Below are 19,384 nucleotides of genomic sequence, written 5' to 3' on the forward strand. Positions count from 1 at the left end.
GGGCGACAGATAAACTGTCGCCCGATCCTGTCAGCCGGCAGCCCGCACGTAGATGTTTGACGAGGCTTCCAGCGCGTTCTCGCGAGCGATCTGAACATCGGCTGCGGCAGCAACAGCCACGCCAAGCCGGCGTTTCACAAAGGACTGCGGTTTACCGAACAGCCGCAGATCGGTGCCCGGGATCGCCAGTGCCTGGGCCATGCCTTCAAACACCACGGCATCGGCATCGACTCCCCCGTAAATGACACTGCTGGCCGCCGGTGAGCGAAGCGTGACATCGACTGGCAACCCGAGCAACGCCCTCGCATGCAGTTCGAACTCGCTCTGCACCTGGGCAGCCAGCGTCACAAGACCCGTATCATGGGGGCGAGGGCTGACCTCCGAGAACCAGACCTGATCGCCCTTGACAAACAACTCCACCCCAAAAATCCCCAGTCCGCCCAGATTGCTGGTCACAGCCAGCGCGATCTCTCTCGCACGCTCGAGCGCCTTCGGATTCATGGGCTGGGGCTGCCAGCTCTCGACATAATCACCATCAACCTGTCTGTGCCCGATCGGCTCACAGAAATACGTCTGGACATCACCGTCCGGGTTACGGGCCCGGACGGTCAACAGCGTGATCTCGTACTCGAAGTCGATCCAGCCTTCCACAATCACACGCCCGGCCCCGGTCCGTCCGGCTGTCTGCGCCCTGGACCAAGCAGACTCGATATCGGCGTCACTTCTAAGCAGACTCTGCCCTTTACCGGAAGAAGACATCACAGGCTTGACCACACAGGGAAACCCGACAGCGGCAACGCCGTCACGTAGTTCTTGCAAAGTATCAGCAAACCGGAAGTCCGAGGTTTCCAGTCCAAGCGTTTGCGCAGCCAGACGACGAATTCCCTCGCGGTTCATAGTCAATTGTGCCGCGCGTGCAGTCGGGGTCACTCGAAGTCCGTTCTTTCCCTCGATTTCAACCAGAAGATCAGTCGCGATTGCTTCGATCTCCGGTACGATGACATGTGGCTGGTACTGGTCGATCACCGCCTGCAACGCCTGTCTGTCGGTCATATCGACGACCACCGCGTGATGGGCAACCTGATGACCCGGTGCGTTGGGGTACCGATCCACGGCGATGACTTCCACGCCTAATCGTTGCAAGGCAATGATGACCTCCTTGCCAAGCTCCCCCGAGCCGAGGGTCATGACTTTGAGGGCAACAGGACTCAGCGGAGTGCCCCAGACAGGGGTATCAGGCAAAGACATCAGGTTCTCCAGAACAAAATAATGCCCGGGCTCTCACCAGGCCATGCTGCTCCGTGTTTTAACACGCTGTGAAACGTCTGACACGACCCGCCTCCCAGAGCGACCCTGGTTGTGCCTGCCAAAGGCAGAGTCCAGAAGCCCTCTCCTCAGACCGCCCACCCAGAGCCAGATCGCTGGGGAATTCCCTCGCGATGTTTTAAAATCAGCAAATGAGAGAAGAATTAGAAATCCGCAACAATGCCGAGCCGATCCTTGCCGACGGCAAGCGAACCCTGGAAATCGAAAGTCTGGCCATCAAATCCCTGAGTGAACGGCTGGGTCCGCCATTCGTGACCGCCGTCCGGGCGCTACTGGACTGCCGGGGACGCATCATCGTAAGTGGGCTGGGCAAGTCTGGACATATCGCCAGAAAAATTGCTGCCACACTGAGCTCGACCGGCACGCCCTCACTTTTCATGCACGCCGCAGAAGCGCTGCATGGCGATCTGGGCACCATGACCCGTGAGGACTTGCTGGTCGCGATTTCGTACTCGGGATCAGGACAGGAATGGCAGGCGATCGTGCCCGGCGCAAGAAGACTCGGCATCACCGTCATCGCCATCACAGGCAATCCTGAGTCCGAGCTGGCTCGACTATCTGATCACTGCCTGGACATTGCGGTGCAGAGCGAGGCGTGTCCGCTGAATCTTGCCCCCACAACCAGCACGACCGTCACACTTGCGCTCGGTGATGCACTGGCAGTCGCCTGCCTGAATGCGCGCCAGTTCAACGCACACGATTTTGCGCGCGCGCATCCGGGTGGCACCCTTGGCCGGCGTCTGCTGACCCGGGTTGCCGATGTCATGCGCACTGGCCCGGCCATGCCCGTAGTGCAGTCAACCGCCTCAATCACCGAAACTCTGGAAGAAATGTCACGCAAGGGCATGGGCATGACAGCTGTTGTCGACGAAAACGGACAAGCTGTCGGTATCTTTACAGACGGCGACCTCAGGCGCCTGCTGGAACAAAAGGGGGACGTTCGCAGTCTGTCAGTGACTGCGGGCATGACAGCTAATCCCCAGCTGATCGATGCTCTGGCCATGGCCATTGATGCCGCCAAGATCATGGACGATCGCAAGATCACCCAGTTGCTGGTTGCCGATACACACGGCAAGCTTGCCGGCGCCCTTCACATGCACGATTTGATGCACGCAAAGATCATATGACTGAACAAGTTTCCCATCCCGCTGAAGCACTCATCCTCGCACGGGCTCCTGCCAGTGTTATACAGCGTGCCGCAAGCGTTCGGCTCATGGTTTTCGATGTCGACGGCATTCTGACCGACGGCAGTCTCTGGTACTCCGAGCAAGGCGAAATGCTCAAGCGGTTCAATGTCCTTGACGGACATGGCCTCAAGATGCTGGCCACCAGCGGAGTGAAGGTCGCGTTGATCACCGCCCGTCAGGGTCCTATCGTGGCCATGCGGGCAGCCGAACTCGGTATTGGCGATGTCACTCAGGGCGCACGAGACAAAGGTCTGGCGCTGACCACACTGGCCTCACAGCATGAGATTGCACTGGAGCATGTCGGTTACATGGGAGACGACATCATTGACATGCCTGCCCTCCAGCGAGCAGGATTTGCCGTCACGGTGCCCAATGCGCCAGCCTACGTTGCGCAAGGCGCGCACTGGACGACTCAGGTTCCGGGTGGACATGGCGCAGTGAGAGAGTGCTGCGACCTGATCCTGGCTGCGCAGGGCCGGCTCGGCGCACAGTTTCGTCCTGACCGGGTGATTCCGGGTGGCGTGACCCAATGAAATCTGAATCTCGATGAAGGACCGATTGCCCACCATTGCATCAATCCTGATTCTGATTGCTCTTGTGATCGGAACCTGGATTGCTGCCGAGTACACCACACGAGCCGTGGAGCTTGATGCACCGGCTCGGGCCACGCACGACCCCGACACATGGGCACGTAACGTCACCATCATCCGCACGAACGAAACAGGATTGGCATATAACCGGCTGGAAGGTGACTACATGGAGCACTTTCCGGATGACGACTCCTACGAGATCCAGCTCCCGAGAGCCTTCAACATGCAGCCCGATTCACCGGTAACTGTTGCGACCTCCAACACAGCAGCCATACTGGATCAAGGTGACCGCATCCTGATGAAGGGCGATGCGGTCATGATCCGGCTCGGCGACGAGCAGACCGAGCCGCTAAACATCACCAGCGATGAAATCCACCTGCTTGCCGAAGAGGATGTCGCCTACACTGAGCTACCCGCGGTCGCTGTACGCGGCATGTCCCGCCTGTCGGGTACCGGCATGCACTATGACAACAAGACTCGCGAACTCAATGTCTACAAATCGAGCGACCTTGAGATAGCGCCTCGGATGACACAAGAGGGGAGTGAATCAGAATGAAAAAGCCGCTTTTAACGGCCGCACTGCTGCTGAGCATGTCTCTGGGCGGAACGGCTTTCGCGCAGACGGGCTTTCTTGACAGTGCGACATCGGGCGACGGAGCACAGGAAGACCCTGCAACCCAGATCCTGTCCGACACACTGACCTACAACGACACCAGCAAGACAAGCCGGTTTACCGGAAATGTGATCATGACCCGTGGTCCGCTGACGATGACCGCCGACCAGCTTGACCTGAAGGAAGATGACGAAGGTTTCCAGTACGGCACAGCGACCGTTGCCGCGGGTAAGCGAGTCTATATCCGTCAGGAGAACCCGGCGAAGTTCGAGGTGCTGGTCGGGCTGGGAGAGCGAGCAGAGTACGACGGCAGGCATGAAACGTTTGATTTGATCGACAGGGCGCTACTGGTTCGCTTTATCTGCGGCAGGCCGTTTGACACCATCAGCGGAGAACGCGTCAGGTATGACCAGAAATCCGATACTTACCGTGCGTTTGGAGGCCCGGGGTCAGAGAACCCGCAAGGGCGGGTACGCTCAATTGCTCAGCCACGCAGCAAGATTGATGCTGCCATCGAGGCTTGTAGCAAACTGCAGGCATCCGGCGCCAGCATTCCCGAAGTTCCCCGAATGCAGTGAAACGGCCTGAAGCACTGACCCCCATTTTTTACTCGACCCCAATGACATCAAACGAGAACATGCCCACCCTGAACACAGAGCCGGCAGCCAGGCAAGGCAGGCTTGCCGCCGTTGGACTGCGCAAGTCTTACGGCGGCAGAATGGTCGTTCAGGACGTTTCACTTTCAGTTGACAGCGGGGAAGTTGTCGGTCTGCTTGGTCCCAATGGTGCTGGCAAAACGACCAGTTTTTACATGATCGTTGGGCTGGTCCGTGCGGAAGCAGGTCGGATATCGATCGATGGTACGCCGATCACAAGCATGCCTATCCATCAGCGTGCGAGACGCGGGCTTTCCTACCTGCCCCAGGATGCTTCGGTGTTCCGGCGACTGACAGTCGAACAAAACATCAGGGCCGTGCTTGAGCTGCAACGCGACGAGCACGGGAAACGTATTGGTCGCAAGGAAATCGGGACCCGGCTCGAGCAACTTCTGGATGAGTTGCAGATTGGCCACTTGCGTGACAACAGTGCTCTTTCATTGTCAGGTGGCGAAAGAAGACGTGTCGAGATCGCCAGAGCACTCGCAACCAGTCCGCGCTTCATTCTTCTGGATGAGCCTTTTGCTGGCGTGGACCCCATCGCAGTGATCGAGATCCAGCGGATCGTGCGATTTCTCAAAGGCCGCAACATTGGTGTCCTGATTACTGACCACAACGTACGCGAAACACTGGGCATTTGTGATCGGGCTTACATCATCAGTGAGGGAACGGTCCTCACGAATGGCAAGCCCGCTGACATCGTCGAAGACGAGGTTGTTCGCAGGGTTTATCTCGGGGAACATTTCCGGATGTAACAACTGGCTCCGGCAAGCTTGATTTCCTGCCTCAACCCGATACACTAAAAGCTCGTACATGAAGTTTCACACGTTGCAGCATCACTTAAGGAGTTGCCTATGAATCTGCAGATCACAGGACATCATCTGGAAGTTACCCCCGCTATACGCGAATACATCGAAACGAAACTCGAGCGGGTCACCAGACATTTCGATCATGTGATCGACACCAAAGTGATGCTGTCGGTCGAACCACTCAAGCACCGGGCAGAAATCACGATGCACGTGCGAGGCAAGGACATCCATTGCGAGTCCGCTCAGGAGAACCTGTATGCAGCAATCGACATTCTGATCGACAAGATCGACCGAAAGGTTGTCCAGCACAAGAACAAGACTCAGAGCCACGCTCACGAGCCTGCAAAACGTCAGTTCGTTGACGAAGATGTGCTCAACTAACGCACTGTTGAGCACTTGTTCGCAACAATCACTGCCATCTCGTGCGGTGATTGTTGCGGTGCCGCATAACCCCTTATAATCAGCGACATGAATCTTCTGTCGCAATTCCTCCCCCCCGATAACATCGTTCTGGACGTACCGGTCACCAGCAAGAAGCGAGCGCTCGAGCAGATTGCCCTCTTACTGGAAAACAACCACGGCCTGGAACGTTCTGGTGTTTTTGACAGCCTGTTTGCGCGTGAACGCCTGGGCTCCACGGGTCTCGGCCATGGTGTCGCGATTCCTCATGGGCGCATCAAGAACCTCAGCAAGCCTTGTGCCGCATTTGCAAGGTTGTCCCAGGCAGTATCATTCGATGCACCTGACGGAGAACCGGTTGATCTGTTGCTCGTGATCATCGTCCCTGAAGAAGCGACGCAGCAACACCTGGACATCCTGGCAGAAGTTGCACGCCGCCTGTCTGATGACTCCGTCCTTGAGTCGTTGCGTCAGGCAACACAACCTTCCGCAGTTTACGATCTGCTCACACGACCAGGTGAGTCCGACGACGACTGAGGTCGGAGGAATATAAATGCTCAGCGTGAAAGACCTGGTGACAGACAACCAGGATGAAATGAACTTCACCTGGCTAGCCGGCACCAGCGGAGAGCTCAGGCGCATTCCCGATGATGGCCGTGCGCCAGCTGACCTGATAGGTCACCTGAATCTCATTCATCCTGCGCGCATACAGGTGTTCGGGCGAGAAGAGATTGCCTATTACACGCGGTTCGACATCAAACGCAGGATCCACCACCTTGAAGAACTGATCGCAGGGGCGTACCTGCGATCCTGCTGGCAGACGGCATCGAAGCGCTGCCAGACATCGTCGACGTATGCGACACGGCCGAAGTCCCCTTGCTGAGCACGACTGTGTCGGCTGCGCAGCTGATTGACCTGCTCAGAATCTATCTCGCCAGAAAGTTTGCCCCTTCTACAATCATCCACGGTGTCTTTATGGATGTACTGGGCCTGGGCGTCCTGATCACTGGCGAGTCGGGGCTCGGTAAAAGCGAGCTGGCGCTCGAACTGATATCAAGAGGGCACGGACTGGTCGCAGACGATGCGGTCGAGCTCTCGCGTACGGCACCGCACGCAATCGATGGCCACTGTCCAGAGCTGCTCCAGAACATGCTGGAAGTCCGCGGACTCGGGCTTCTCAACATCCGGACCATCTTCGGAGAAACATCAGTCCGTCGCAAAATGCGCCTGAAGCTTATCGTGCACCTGGTTCGCGCCAGTGCTCAGGAGAAGTTCGAGCGCCTGCCAATTCAAGATATGACTCAGGATATTCTGGGCGAGCCAATTCGCAAGGTCATGCTGCAGGTCGCTGCGGGCCGGAATCTGGCAGTGCTGGTTGAAGCAGCCGTTCGCAATACTATTTTGAAGCTGCGCGGGATTGACACTCTGCAAGAGTTCATGGAAAAACAGGCGCAGGCGATCTCACGGGAGGCTGGAAATGGATGAACCTCAAGTCAAGTTCATTCTGCTGACCGGCATCTCTGGTGCAGGCAAGTCTGTTGCTCTCAAGTATCTTGAAGACGTCGGCTATGCCTGTGTCGACAATCTGCCCGTCACACTCCTGGACCACTTCATCGAGACCACTCAGAGAGCGGGCGAGACGCGTGTGGCTGTAGCAATCGACGCACGCTCTCCTGGCAACCTGCGATCCCTTCCTGACATCTTGCGGCGCCACCGACTGCAAGGACTCTCGATCCGGGTACTGTTTCTCGACGCTGACGACATCACGCTAGTGCAGCGGTATTCGGAATCCCGACGCCGACATCCCCTCTCCAGGCGACTGACTGATAGCGGCCAGGCACCTGGACTACACGCTTGCATTCAGCAGGAGCGTGAGTTGCTCGACCCGTTGCGCAACCAGGAGCACGTGATCGACACCTCCGGCCTGACGCCGTCCCAGTTGCGTCACTGGATGCAGGAACTAGTAGGCCAGAGTAGACAGCGCGTGATCATGACGATCGAGTCTTTTGCTTTCAAGATCGGATCTCCTCGCGATGCTGACCTGGTGTTCGACGTGCGTTGTCTTCCCAACCCTCATTACGAACCGGCCCTGAAACCCTTGACAGGGCGTGACCCCGCGGTCATCGCCTGGCTCGAGCAATTCGGCGAGGTCAGAGAGATGGTCAATGACATCGAACAATTCGTACGCAAGTGGCTCCCCAGGTACACGACGGACACCCGCGCCTACTTCACAATCGCGATCGGATGTACGGGCGGCCAGCATCGCTCGGTTTACGTGGTTGAGCAGCTAGCCCAACGTTTCGTGGACATTTCTAATCTGCTGGTGAGACACCGAAACCGCCCAGAGTTTTCCTGAGAGGGTCTAATGATGGCTGCCAGGCTAATCCGTATCGCGAATACTGGCTTGATTCTTGCACTCGCGCTGGTTCTGGCCGCATGCTCAGGCGGACGAGGGGGCAGAGGTGGCGGCTACTACATGGACGACGGCCCGCCTCGCAACCCACCGTCAAATCTGGATTCTGTTCCGGATGCTGTGCCAAGAATCGAGCCGCTAGCCAGCGGGCCAAACCGTCCATACACAGTTATGGGCAAGCGATACGTGCCAGACACCAGCGAACGCCCCTATCGAAGGCGCGGGATGGCGTCCTGGTATGGCAAAAAATTCCACGGCAATCCGACCTCGAATGGTGAGCGTTACGACATGTACGCGATGACGGCTGCTCACACGACTCTGCCGATTCCAAGCTATGTGCGGGTGACCCGGATCTCCAACGGCCGAAGCGTCATTGTCCGTGTCAACGATCGTGGTCCGTTTCTTCATAGCAGAGTGATTGACCTGTCTTACGCTGCAGCCCACAAACTCGGGATGGTCGGTCCGGGCAGTGCTGAAGTCCTTGTCGAGCGGATCACCCCAGACGAGATTCGGGCAGGGACATGGGACGGATCTGGTGGAACATTTTCAGTACAGGCCCCACCATCAGCGACCCCTGTCTCGATGCAGTCCATTCCTGCCTCAACGGGTTCTGGTGGCATATTTCTTCAGATCGGCGCATTTCGCGATCTGAACAATGCCCGCGCGCTGGCAAGCCGGGCCGCTGGCAGCGCTCCGCCTGGCAAGACAGTTGAGATAGATCAGCGCACACCGGGCATCTACAGAGTGCGAATCGGACCGTTCGAGAGCAGGGACTCGGCCTTGCGTGAGGCCAGTCCCATTCATCGGTCAATCGGTGTCATGCCCAGCATCTCGACCCTTTGAGCGAGTCAACAACCAGTCGTAACAGACGTCTCTGGACTGCTCTAACACCTGTGCCATGATTCGCGCAGCATCGCGTGTCGAGACTCGTTCAAGCAACGCATTCACCCACCTGGTGGAACCCGCATCAAGCTGCAAAACCGTTTCAGCAGCCTCCGATGCCTGCGCTGCTTGCGGTGCAATCAGCAACACAAATTCACCCTGATTGCGGTGCCGACCGTCTTCCAGCCACTGACGGGCATCGCGCAGAGGCATCATTGCTGTCTCTTCGAACCGCTTGGTTAACTCTCTGGCAAGCCCCACTTGACGCTCATCACCGAAGACTGTCTGCAAATCCTGCAAACATGACTGGATACGGTGCGGTGCCTCAAACGCAATGAGTGTTCCATCATAGTCAGCCCAGCGAGCCAGCACTTTACGCCGGGCACCTGATTTGGCTGGAAGAAAGCCCAGGAACACAAACCCGGGGTGATCATCTGTTGTGGTTCCAAACGTCATCAGTGTCGCAATCACGGAACTCGCACCCGGCAACGCGACGACCGGATAGCCAGCAGCGCGGGCAGCCTGAATCACATGGCCACCAGGATCGCTGACACCCGGGGCACCCGCATCACTCACGAGCGCAACCCGCTGCCCCGATGCGAGACGTTCCAGGATGTCAACGTATCGCTCACGCTCGTTATGCCGGTGGACCGATATAAGGTCCGCCTGAATCTGCCACGCATCCAGCAATACCCGGGTCGCGCGGGTGTCTTCCGCCGCGACAACATCTGCATGCTTGAGTGCATACCATGCGCGGGGCGTGAAATCAGCCAGATTGCCGATCGGCGTTGCCACCACATAAAGTGCAGGTGACGGCCACTGCTGCTGACCCAGCCGGGCACAGGTCTGGTCCCAGATTGTCTGACTGTCGGACTGAGTATCTTTACGCATCGACTGACTACACCTTGTTTGAACACTCGGGCAACATGCCACCCTCACAGTGTAATCGCCCGATTCTGGCCCTTCTCTCATCAGGTCGTGGTGTGCAGATTCCTCTACAATCCGCCAGTACAGCCCGCACCCAGCCGTACTGCATCGGGATCCAGCCAGGCTTTTGTGGCTGGCTGCTCCGTAGCACCACCCCCAGACAACCGATCCGACTCCGGTTCACCGCCAATGCTGAACATTACAGACGCCCAGATCACACGCGACCTCAAACCGATCCATGCTCTGCTCAACGAAGTGATCGAGACCTCGACAGCCCTTTATGACTACCAGCCACGCCCTCTGGCACAAGTCAGTCAATGGATGGCAGACAAACTGGCGCTAGGGCTTCCCGTCAGAGTCGCGCTTGACGAACAGGAACGGTTTCTCGGCTTTGCAACGTTCGGGCCATTCCGGCCCCACCCGGCTTACAAGTACACGGTCGAACACTCAATATATGTTGATTCGGCCGCACGCGGTCAAGGAATTGGCTCTGCAATGCTGGAAGACATTGTGCAATGTGCCATTGATCGCAACCTGCATCTGATCGTCGGCGCGATCGATGCCGACAACACGGCAAGTATTGCCCTTCATCGCCGGCACGGTTTCATCCAGGCGGGCGTCATTGAACAAGCCGGGTTCAAATTTGGTCGCTGGCTGGACCTGGCCTTGCTGCACAAGCGACTACCCACACCTGAGGATCCCCAGGACGGTTAAACCCTTCAACTCACAGGGGAATGGGGAACGCACAGGCCACCAAAGGGTCTGAGCTGAAACCTTACCTGTTGAGATTAATGTGTCGGGATCCAGATCTGCTATCTTTTAGCAGAATGATCCAAAAAGTCGAACCAGGTGAAACAACCATGCCCCACAACCCCTACATGCTGACAGAACTGTTTGAAGCCAACAAGAACTGGGTCAACAACGTAACAGCCCAGGACAAGGACTTTTTCCGTCGTCTGGCAGAGCAGCAATCCCCTGAGTATCTCTGGATAGGCTGCTCCGACTCCAGGGTGCCGGCCAACCAGATCACAGGACTGGCGCCTGGTGAGGTATTCGTCCACAGAAACATCGCCAATGTGGTGGTGCATACAGACCTGAACGTCCTGTCCGTGATCCAGTTTGCAATCGAGATGCTCAAAGTCAAGCACATCATTGTCGTTGGTCACTATGGATGCTCAGGCGTTAAAGCCGCCATGGAGCATCGCCGCATCGGTCTGGCCGACAACTGGATACGGCACGTCAAGGACGTAAACCAGAAGCACGAAACCTACCTGGGCAGCCTGACCCGGGCCGATGAGCGACTTGATCGTCTGTGCGAACTCAACGTCATCGAGCAGGTGGTCCATGTTTGCCAGACAAGTAGTGTGCAGGATGCGTGGGAACGAGGACAATCTCTGACCGTTCATGGCTGGGCCTATGGCGTGAAAGACGGCATCGCCAGGGATCTTGGCATCAGTCTAGCCAGCCCGGAAGAACTTGAAGAACGCTATCAAGCCGTGATCACCCGGCGATACCCACGAGACTGAATGATGAAGCGCACCCTGGGACGCAGTCTGCTATTTGTGCTGTTCGTTGTAATGACCAGTGCAGCAATCAAGTGGATCGTCGATGGTGAGCGTATCGCACAGGCGAGCTCGTTAGGCTGGCATCAGTTGCCCCGTAATTCCGCGCAAATCCTGCCACCCTCAACACCAGACTCGGATGCGGTGATCATGGTGATGGCAGCACCGACTTACGGCTGGCGCGGTTACTTTGCAATTCATCCCTGGATCATCTACAAGGAAGGGGGCCAGACTCGCTATGAGCGCTATGAGGTCATTCGCTGGGGGGCGGCGACAGTGTTGTGAGACGAAACCGGGCACAACCTGATGCGCTATGGTTTGGTTCTGAGCCGCAAGTGCTCGCGCGGGTTGAAGGCCCCCTGGCAGCAACCCTGATAGAGCCCGTCAGGCAGGCTATCGCATCGTACCCTTATGACGGGATTTACCGGACATTTCCCGGTCCTAACAGCAACACATTCCTGGCGCATATCGGCAGAGAGGTTCCCGAACTCTCCCTGGACATGCCGCCCACAGCAATCGGCAAAGACTATCGTCCCCTGACCGACCCGATCGGAAGACCACCTTCTGGAGAAGGTATTCAGTTCTCTCTGGCAGGGTTGCTGGGTCTGATCGCCAGTCCACAGGAAGGAATTGAGTTCAACTTTCTGGGCCTGGGGTTCGGAGTTGATGTGACGTGTCCTGCAATTCGCTTGCCTTTTGTGGGGCGACTAGATTTCACTGGAACCAGTCACGCAGACGAGTGCGCATGATCGCCTGAAGACAGCCACAATGCGCTAACCTGGTATCGCTGGCTTGCCTAAGTCAACGCAAAGTGTAACCGCCATGAATACACGTAAATACCCGCTCGCAGGACGTATCTTGCACTGGATCGTCGCCATACTGGTCCTGGGACTTGCCAGTACAGGACTTTGGATGGTGAGCAGGGCCGGTGCAGATCTGTGGGATGATCTGACCAACTCACTCTATGCCTGGCATAAGGCCATGGGATTTGCAGTGCTCCTTCTGATGCTCATCCGGGTACTGGTCAAGCTGTTCTGTGCTCAGCCCGGGCCGGTCGCATCGCTCTCCCCGGCAACGCGCAAGATAGCCGCCAGTGTTCACGGACTGCTGTATCTGCTGCTTCTGGTTATTCCCCTAATGGGCTGGGCGGGCGTGACAGCGTTTCCCGCTCTAGGGATTAACGCAAATTTGAGTCTGCCTGCCATGCCAGGCATCAGCACCGACCAAGCCCTCGCAAAGCAATTCTTCGAGATACATTCAACACTGGCATTCGTACTGATCGGATTGACCGCACTGCACATCGCTGCTGCACTCAGGCACTGGCTGATCAACAAAGACGAGGTACTTGATCGTATGCTGTTCTGTCAGGCATCATGCTCACGACAAAGACATAAAGGAGACATCCCCATGACGGCAACACTGACCCGACTCACTTTTACACCTCTGCATCGCAGTTTCATGGCTGAAGTCAGCCCGGTTGACCTGCGCACAGTCACCGACGAGGAAACGCTTGGGACAATCCGTCAGGCTATGAACCAGTACGGGGTCCTGGTGTTTCACGACCAGAAGTTTGAGAATCAGGAGCAGGTCGAGTTCGCCAAGCGCCTTGACGGCAAGCTCCATGAGAAAACCTCATCGCGAGTGCTTGCCAAGAACCGCTACGGCAACGAGGCGCTCACTGATATTTCAAATGTCAGTGCTGAAGGGGACATTCTGGGCACGCAGGATCGCCGCCGCATGAACGGCATCTGTAACCGGATCTGGCATACCGACGCATCTTTCGAAGAGCCAGCCGGGCGCTATTCGATGCTGTTTGCCCGTAATATCCCGCCCGTACGTGCTGACACAGAGTTCGCCGACATGCGCGCTGCCTACGACGCTCTGGACGAGCAAACCAAAGAAGCCATTCAGGACCTGCACGCTTACCACTCCATTGTCTACTCGCGCCATGTCATGGGATTTGACTTCTCCCCTGAAGAAGCTGCTCAGTTGCCGGGTGCCACACACCCACTGGTCAGGCGCTTTGATGATGGCCGTCGGGCGCTCTACCTGGCCTCGCATGCAGAACGCATCATCGAGCTTGACGTTCCGAGCGGACGACTCCTGCTTCGGGATCTGATCGAACACGCCACACGTCCCGAGTTCCTTAATTCACATGAGTGGGCAAAGGGTGATCTTGTCATCTGGGACAACCGGATGACCATGCATCGGGCACGTCCGTTTGATGATGTGAAATACAAGCGCGAGCTGACACGGGTCACGACGCTGGATCTTGCTCGAAACGCAGCATGACCGCCACACCGCGGTAATAAGCTTCTTGCCCGCAGTTGTTTGCCAATATGGCCGGGCATCACTACTCTCTTGAGCCGGGGACCTCCAGACTCAAGAGAGTACTGTCCCGGCTATAAGTACTGGTGAATCCAGAGTCATCAAACCTTTATACAGGTAGGCAACACGGGATGGACCCTGGCGACTGGGTAGTTTGGGGTGGACTGGGAACTGGCCTGATTTATGGGGTCGTTGCGCAGATCAGCGGATTCTGCCTGAATAGTGCCCTGAGAAACCAGATTCGGCACGGAGAAGGCCTCAAGTTGCGCGCCTTCATTCTGGCTTTGCTCATCGCAATGATCGGCACCCAGATCATCGGACACGCTGGGCTGGTAGATGTTTCTGAATCCATTTATGCCGCTCAACGGGTGTCCTGGTCGCTGATCGTTTTTGGGGGCTTGCTGTTTGGCTACGGAATGATTCTGTCCCGGGGATGTGGTGCCAGATCACTGGTCCTGCTTGGGCAGGGAAATCTGCGATCGCTGGTGGTCCTGCTGTGTCTCGGAATCAGCGCCTACGCCACCCTGACCGGTGTGCTGGGGCCTCTACGTGCCTGGATCACGACCCATACTGCCAGCACACTTGAGCATTACACCTTTGCATCGGACTTTCACCGCTGGCTACTGACGGCTGTATTTTCGGTGGCAGGGTCCTGGTTCATCCTGCGTGACAAGAATTTCATCACCCAGATCAGGGACAGTATGAGCGGACTGTTGATCGGTTTACTCATTGTGGCAGGCTGGCTCGTTACTGGATGGCTGGGTATTGATGAGTTTGAACCGTCCCAGCCCGCGTCACTGACATTTGTCGCACCCATCGGCGCAAGCATTCAGTACCTGATGATCGCAACGGGCGCCTCCCTGAGCTTCGGGGTCGTTCTGGTCGCGGGGGTTTTGACGGGATCATTTGCCAGCTCCGTTCTGACACGACAGTTCAAGATCACGGGTTTTGATGAAACGTACAGAATGCCTCGTTACATAGCAGGTGGACTCTGCATGGGCGCTGGTGGAGCGCTTGCGCTTGGCTGCTCGATTGGCCAGGGATTAACGGGAATGTCGACTTTGTCCTTTGTGTCGATTGTGGCATTCGGCGCGATTGTCATCGGTGCCCTGATTGCGCTGAGGCAGGGACACTGAACTGGCGGAGTCTGCGTCAAGATCCGGCAAAGTGACCAAAGGAAACGACCCGCCGGTCCTGACACAGGTGACGCCGATGTGCTAAGTTGGGTTCAAACAACCGGTTCCACGTACTGGTTCCGCCCCAGGCGGAAATACAACAAGAGACAAACCCAGCACAATGAGTAGTTCACGCAGACTCCTGTCAGACAGTACGATCGCCATCATGGTGTTGGTGCTATGTTTCGGCTTCAATATGGCAGGTCGCGGAATCGCTGATACCTATGTCGCATTTCTGCTGCCACTCGAATCAGAGTTCGGCTGGAGCCGTACGGCAATCTCGAGTGTGTATTCAATCTACATGCTCGCCAATGGACTATCTGCACCTTTCATTGGTGTTTTATTTGACCGTTTCGGACCTCGAGTGGTCTACACGGTCGGACTCACCATCATGGGGTCGGCCTATTTTCTGGCGGGATCCTTACAGAATATCTGGCAACTCTATCTGTGTATCGGACTGGCAGGCGGGATCGGCATCTCGGCGCTTGGCATGGTTCCTGCCACCACACTGATCAGCCGCTGGTTCCGCACACGAACCAGTACGGCCATCGGACTGGCCTATGCGGGCTTCGGGGCGGGCAGCCTTCTGATTGTGCCTTTTGCCCAGTACATGATCGACTGGCAAGGCTGGCGAACCGCTTACTACACGCTGGGCACCATTCTGCTGGCAGCCCTGCCTGTCATTCTGGTCCTGCCCTGGAAGCGGATCCACGCAGGTCCTGCCGATTTTCAGGCTGAGGCAAGACCCGCTGGACAATCCAGAATGAGCATGGAGCCTCTGCGTGCTGCCATGAAAACCCGCGCCTTCTGGTCGTTGGCTCAAGCATTCTTCTTTACGGCATTTTCCACCTACGTGATCATGGTCCAGACCATCGTGTTTCTGGTCGATTCAGGCTTCACTGCACTTGAGGCGGCAACAGCCTTCGGATTTGCCGGCATGCTGTCAGTCTTTGGCGTCAGTAGTGCAGGATGGCTTGCAGATCGCTTTGGAGCCCGTAAAACAGTGACCGCTACTTTCGTCTGTACATTCCTGGGCATCATCCTGCTGTTTGTGCTCTCCTACTATCCACTGCAACTAGTTCTTGCCTGCTACGTTCTGCTGTTTGGCATTTCGCAAGGTGCTCGTGGACCGATCATTTCCACCATCAGCGCGAGAGTCTTCCCGGGCCGGGCTCAGGCCACCATCTATGGCACCATTTACGCCTGCATGTCACTCGGTGCGGGATTAGGGGCGTATGCTTCCGGCCTGTTGTACGATTTGAGCGGATCTTACCGATTAGGGTTTGCCGCTTCAATGATAGGCGTATTGCTCGCAGTCTCGCCGTTCTGGACAACTTCTGCCATCGCCTCCTCACGCATGAAGTCGCAGACATGACGACTGATTTGCTGGAGCAATCGACTCATGCGATGGATTTCCCGACTGATCGCTGCATTGCTTGCATTGATCGTTGCTGGATGCAGTTCTGTTCAGCTTGCCTATAACAACGCGCCATTCTTGCTACAGTATCAGCTCGACCGTTATCTGGATCTGGATGACGAACAGGAACGGGTTCTGCGCGCTCAACTGGTCGAACTGCAACAATGGCACAAGTCACACGCCCTACCCCTGTACGCACAGACCTTGCGTGGCTGGGCTCAGACACTATCGCGCGCACGCACGTTTACTGCGCAGGAGATTCTGGACAAACAGGCTGTCCTTCAGGACGAGGCACTGGCCTTCGGTCAGAAGGCTGCCCAGTTGCTTGGACCCGTGATCGTCACACTGGGACCGACTCAGCGAGACCGCCTGGCAAGGCGGTTTGAAACTTCAAACAGGGAATATGCGCAAGAGTTCCTCAATGCGCCAGACCAGGGGCGGTCCGAACGCCGGGAGCGCTTTGTCAAGAACTATGAGAGATGGCTCGGCCCATTGTCCGAAGAACAACTGACCCTTCTGGATCAGTGGCTCGATACCCACCCGAACAATCCCGCCCTCTGGGCGGCGGAACGCCAGGCGCGTCAACAGGCATTGCTCAACCTGATCGCCGAGGCACCACAGTTCGAAACACCGGACGAGGCCAGCCTGGCGCTCAATGACTATCTGATTAGTCTGACGAGCTATCAAACACCAACGATACAAGCCAGGCAACAGGAGCGCAGGATTGCGCTGGCACAACTAAGTGCCGAACTTCTCAACATCATGACAGACACCCAGCGCAAACATCTGCAGGACGAACTGCTTTCTTATGCTGCTGACTTTGAGTCACTTGCGGGCACCACCGCCACCTCACGCAAACTGTCATCCCCCTGAGCACCAATGTTGTGCAGATCAGTATGGATTTTGCGCATTTATGCGTGATATCCATACTATCCCTCAGGCGTAATTGGCTCGCAGTCGATACAATGCCAAGGTTTCAATTGTCAAGCCCGACCGCACACAAGAAGCCCGTATGTCATTTGAGCAGTCCATCCGTGCACTGTGATCGCCGCTTCCTGGAGCCAAACTGAATGCTAACTGTCCTGTCCGCGCTCATGCGAACCATCAACGGACTGAACAAACTCATCGGCCTGATTTTTTCCTGGGCGGCGGTGGGAATTGTTCTGGTCTGTTTTGCTGTTGTCTTTGAGAGATATGTTTTTGGTGTCACTCGTCTCTGGGCACAAGACCTTTACGTCTGGCTCAATGGCGCCATGTTCACCGGCGTTGCTGCGTTCGCGCTACTTCGCGGCGATCATGTCCGTGTCGACATCTTTTATCGACCTGCCTCATCAAGACGCAAGGCGATTGCCGACCTGATCGGTGTGATCGTTTTTCTGCTTCCATTTACCTACGTTGTCTACGAGTATTGCATAGGCTTCGTGCAGCGCTCGTGGGGGCTTAAGGAAGCCTCGGCCAACGTCGGCGGCATGCCTGGTCTATTCATACTCAAGTCCTTCATCATCGCCTTCGCTGTCCTGGTTGCCCTTCAAGGCATTTCAATGGCAGTCCGGTCGATACTGATGCTACGCAACCGCGAAGACCTGATTCCAGAAGACTATCGATACACCCCCGTTGCACAGGCTGGCAAGGAATAAGTATGGATCCAATCCTCATCGGAGAAATACTCTCCGGACTGATGTTTTTTGGTGTGATCGGCATGCTCATGCTCGGGTTCCCGGTCGCATTCACGCTCGCAGGCACGTCACTCATCTTTGCTATCGTGGGCTACTGGTTTGGCGTATTTGATTTCAGCAACTTTTCCTCTCTGGCTGGCCGCTATGTCGGCTTCATGACCAATGAGGTGCTGGTGGCAGTACCGCTGTTCATCTTCATGGGTGTGATGCTGGAACGATCGCGTATAGCCGAACAGCTCTTGCTGACCATGGGCAAGCTGTTCGGGAATCTGCGAGGTGGTCTGGGCATATCGGTCATTATTGTCGGCACACTACTCGCGGCATCGACCGGCGTTGTCGGCGCAACCGTTGTCACGATGGGTCTGATATCTCTTCCGGCCATGCTCAGAGCGGGCTACAACCCCAAGCTGGCAACCGGCGTGATCTGCGCATCAGGGACGCTTGGGCAGATCATTCCGCCATCCACCGTTTTAATCTTCATGGCGGACATGCTCGCCGGTATCAATGCCCAGGTACAGATGTCCAAGGGCAACTTCGCCCCCTCGCCTGTCTCGGTTGGGGACTTGTTTGCGGGCGCATTTCTGCCCGGCTTCATGCTTGTAGGGCTCTATCTGCTCTGGATGATATTCAAGGCGATTACAGACCCGCAATCCTGTCCAGCAACACCTGTATCCAAAGAAGAGAAGGCCACGCTTGGCAAAGAGATTCTGACCGCACTGCTACCACCCCTGCTTTTGATCATCGCTGTGCTTGGTTCCATTCTGGGCGGTGTGGCGACGCCGACAGAAGCCGCATCTGTAGGTGCGGTGGGTGCTACCGTCCTCGCCGCGATGAAATGGCGCCTGTCCTGGCAGGTGCTCAAAGACGCAGTCATTTCGACAGCGACCATCACTTCGATGATTTTCATCATCCTGTTCGGCGCATCTGTGTTCTCGATTGTGTTCCGTCAGATGGGTGGTGACAATCTGGTGCACGAATTTCTCACCGACCTGCCGGGCGGTGCGATCGGCGCCATGATCGTGGTCATGCTGATCATGTTCCTGCTCGGGTTCATTCTCGACACCTTCGAGATTATCTTCATCGTGATCCCGATCACTGCACCGATCTTGCTGATGCTCGATATTGATCCGATCTGGCTGGGTGTGATGGTCGGCGTCAATCTTCAAACCAGTTTTCTGACGCCACCATTCGGGTTCGCACTATTCTATTTACGAGGGGTCGCCCCTAACCACGTGACGACTGCAAGCATATACAAGGGGGCGATACCGTTCGTCGCACTGCAGGTTATCGCCATCGCGCTTCTGTTCATCTTCCCGGAAATCGTGACCTGGTTGCCCACTGTACTTTATTAAAACGGCTGATTGCCCCCTATCCACCATATTGAAGTCAACTCAAAACAGAACAGCCCCGTCCGGGGCTGTTCT

General features: G+C 56.5%; 21 protein-coding genes and 1 pseudogene. 20 read left to right on the forward strand and 2 right to left on the reverse strand.

Annotated features, from left to right (window positions below):
- Positions 1–30: 30 nt before the first annotated feature.
- Positions 31–1,248 (reverse strand): formate-dependent phosphoribosylglycinamide formyltransferase, encoded by a 1,218-nt coding sequence (purT, locus tag DBV39_RS13140; protein WP_108621916.1) that lies wholly within the window; start codon positions 1,246–1,248, stop codon positions 31–33.
- Between the two features lie 209 nt (positions 1,249–1,457).
- Here purT and DBV39_RS13145 point away from each other — a divergent pair, with 209 nt between their 5' ends.
- The 10 genes and pseudogenes from DBV39_RS13145 to DBV39_RS13190 all read left to right on the forward strand — a co-directional run bounded on the left by DBV39_RS13145 (position 1,458) and on the right by DBV39_RS13190 (position 8,836).
- Complete coding sequence (locus DBV39_RS13145; protein ID WP_108621917.1) at positions 1,458–2,453, forward strand: KpsF/GutQ family sugar-phosphate isomerase; 996 nt, start codon at positions 1,458–1,460, stop codon at positions 2,451–2,453.
- Positions 2,450–3,046 (forward strand): KdsC family phosphatase, encoded by a 597-nt coding sequence (locus DBV39_RS13150; protein ID WP_108621918.1) that lies wholly within the window; start codon positions 2,450–2,452, stop codon positions 3,044–3,046. Before DBV39_RS13145 ends, DBV39_RS13150 begins: the two co-directional genes overlap by 4 nt.
- Positions 3,047–3,059: 13 nt before the next feature.
- Positions 3,060–3,659 carry an LPS export ABC transporter periplasmic protein LptC gene (lptC, locus tag DBV39_RS13155; protein ID WP_108621919.1) on the forward strand — a complete coding sequence of 200 codons (600 nt, stop codon included), beginning with the start codon at positions 3,060–3,062 and terminating at the stop codon, positions 3,657–3,659.
- Positions 3,656–4,294, forward strand: coding sequence for a lipopolysaccharide transport periplasmic protein LptA (gene lptA, locus DBV39_RS13160; RefSeq protein WP_108621920.1), 639 nt, complete (start codon positions 3,656–3,658; stop codon positions 4,292–4,294). Before lptC ends, lptA begins: the two co-directional genes overlap by 4 nt.
- A gap of 59 nt (positions 4,295–4,353) precedes the next feature.
- Positions 4,354–5,127, forward strand: coding sequence for an LPS export ABC transporter ATP-binding protein (lptB, locus tag DBV39_RS13165; RefSeq protein ID WP_193853028.1), 774 nt, complete (start codon positions 4,354–4,356; stop codon positions 5,125–5,127).
- Positions 5,128–5,226: 99 nt separating this feature from the next.
- Complete coding sequence (gene hpf / locus DBV39_RS13170) at positions 5,227–5,562, forward strand: ribosome hibernation-promoting factor, HPF/YfiA family (RefSeq protein WP_108621921.1); 336 nt, start codon at positions 5,227–5,229, stop codon at positions 5,560–5,562.
- Positions 5,563–5,649: 87 nt separating this feature from the next.
- Positions 5,650–6,117, forward strand: a complete 468-nt coding sequence (gene ptsN, locus DBV39_RS13175; protein WP_108621922.1) for a PTS IIA-like nitrogen regulatory protein PtsN — start codon at positions 5,650–5,652, stop codon at positions 6,115–6,117.
- Positions 6,118–6,133: 16 nt separating this feature from the next.
- A pseudogene (hprK, locus tag DBV39_RS13180) lies at positions 6,134–7,065 on the forward strand (HPr(Ser) kinase/phosphatase).
- Complete coding sequence (gene rapZ / locus DBV39_RS13185; RefSeq protein ID WP_108621923.1) at positions 7,058–7,936, forward strand: RNase adapter RapZ; 879 nt, start codon at positions 7,058–7,060, stop codon at positions 7,934–7,936. The pseudogene hprK and the gene rapZ overlap by 8 nt, the downstream one beginning before the upstream one ends.
- A 9-nt stretch (positions 7,937–7,945) precedes the next feature.
- Positions 7,946–8,836 carry a septal ring lytic transglycosylase RlpA family protein gene (locus tag DBV39_RS13190; protein ID WP_108621924.1) on the forward strand — a complete coding sequence of 297 codons (891 nt, stop codon included), beginning with the start codon at positions 7,946–7,948 and terminating at the stop codon, positions 8,834–8,836.
- Here the strand turns inward: DBV39_RS13190 and rsmI are convergent.
- Positions 8,801–9,766, reverse strand: coding sequence for a 16S rRNA (cytidine(1402)-2'-O)-methyltransferase (gene rsmI, locus DBV39_RS13195; protein ID WP_108621925.1), 966 nt, complete (start codon positions 9,764–9,766; stop codon positions 8,801–8,803). The genes DBV39_RS13190 and rsmI overlap by 36 nt on opposite strands.
- 225 nt (positions 9,767–9,991) lie before the next feature.
- Between rsmI and DBV39_RS13200 the strand changes: the two genes are divergently transcribed.
- From DBV39_RS13200 to DBV39_RS13240, 10 genes are all read left to right on the forward strand, one after another.
- A complete protein-coding gene (locus DBV39_RS13200) occupies positions 9,992–10,516 on the forward strand; it encodes a GNAT family N-acetyltransferase (protein ID WP_108621926.1) in 525 nt (174 codons plus the stop codon).
- Positions 10,517–10,662: 146 nt separating this feature from the next.
- Entirely contained in the window at positions 10,663–11,328 is a 666-nt protein-coding gene (can, locus tag DBV39_RS13205) for a carbonate dehydratase (RefSeq protein WP_108623271.1), read from the forward strand.
- Positions 11,329–11,649: a DUF3750 domain-containing protein gene (locus tag DBV39_RS20320; RefSeq protein ID WP_265416003.1), complete on the forward strand. Its 321-nt coding sequence runs from the start codon at positions 11,329–11,331 to the stop codon at positions 11,647–11,649. It begins immediately after the preceding gene.
- Positions 11,646–12,113, forward strand: coding sequence for a DUF3750 domain-containing protein (locus tag DBV39_RS13210; protein ID WP_265416004.1), 468 nt, complete (start codon positions 11,646–11,648; stop codon positions 12,111–12,113). The genes DBV39_RS20320 and DBV39_RS13210 overlap by 4 nt, the downstream gene beginning before the upstream one ends.
- Before the next feature lie 73 nt (positions 12,114–12,186).
- On the forward strand, positions 12,187–13,656 hold the full coding sequence (locus DBV39_RS13215; protein WP_108621927.1) for a TauD/TfdA family dioxygenase: 1,470 nt from the start codon (positions 12,187–12,189) through the stop codon (positions 13,654–13,656).
- A 167-nt stretch (positions 13,657–13,823) separates the two neighbouring features.
- Positions 13,824–14,828 (forward strand): YeeE/YedE family protein, encoded by a 1,005-nt coding sequence (locus DBV39_RS13220; RefSeq protein ID WP_108621928.1) that lies wholly within the window; start codon positions 13,824–13,826, stop codon positions 14,826–14,828.
- A 160-nt stretch (positions 14,829–14,988) separates the two neighbouring features.
- Entirely contained in the window at positions 14,989–16,242 is a 1,254-nt protein-coding gene (locus DBV39_RS13225; protein WP_108621929.1) for an MFS transporter, read from the forward strand.
- A 27-nt stretch (positions 16,243–16,269) separates the two neighbouring features.
- Positions 16,270–17,157 carry a DUF6279 family lipoprotein gene (locus DBV39_RS13230; RefSeq protein ID WP_108621930.1) on the forward strand — a complete coding sequence of 296 codons (888 nt, stop codon included), beginning with the start codon at positions 16,270–16,272 and terminating at the stop codon, positions 17,155–17,157.
- Between the two features lie 197 nt (positions 17,158–17,354).
- Positions 17,355–17,921 (forward strand): TRAP transporter small permease subunit, encoded by a 567-nt coding sequence (locus DBV39_RS13235; protein ID WP_108621931.1) that lies wholly within the window; start codon positions 17,355–17,357, stop codon positions 17,919–17,921.
- Positions 17,922–17,923: 2 nt separating this feature from the next.
- Positions 17,924–19,312 carry a TRAP transporter large permease gene (locus DBV39_RS13240; RefSeq protein WP_108621932.1) on the forward strand — a complete coding sequence of 463 codons (1,389 nt, stop codon included), beginning with the start codon at positions 17,924–17,926 and terminating at the stop codon, positions 19,310–19,312.
- Positions 19,313–19,384 lie beyond the last annotated feature (72 nt).

Origin of the sequence: Orrella marina (genome assembly GCF_003058465.1) — a bacterium.
Taxonomy (GTDB): Bacteria; Pseudomonadota; Gammaproteobacteria; order Burkholderiales; family Burkholderiaceae_B; genus Algicoccus; species Algicoccus marinus.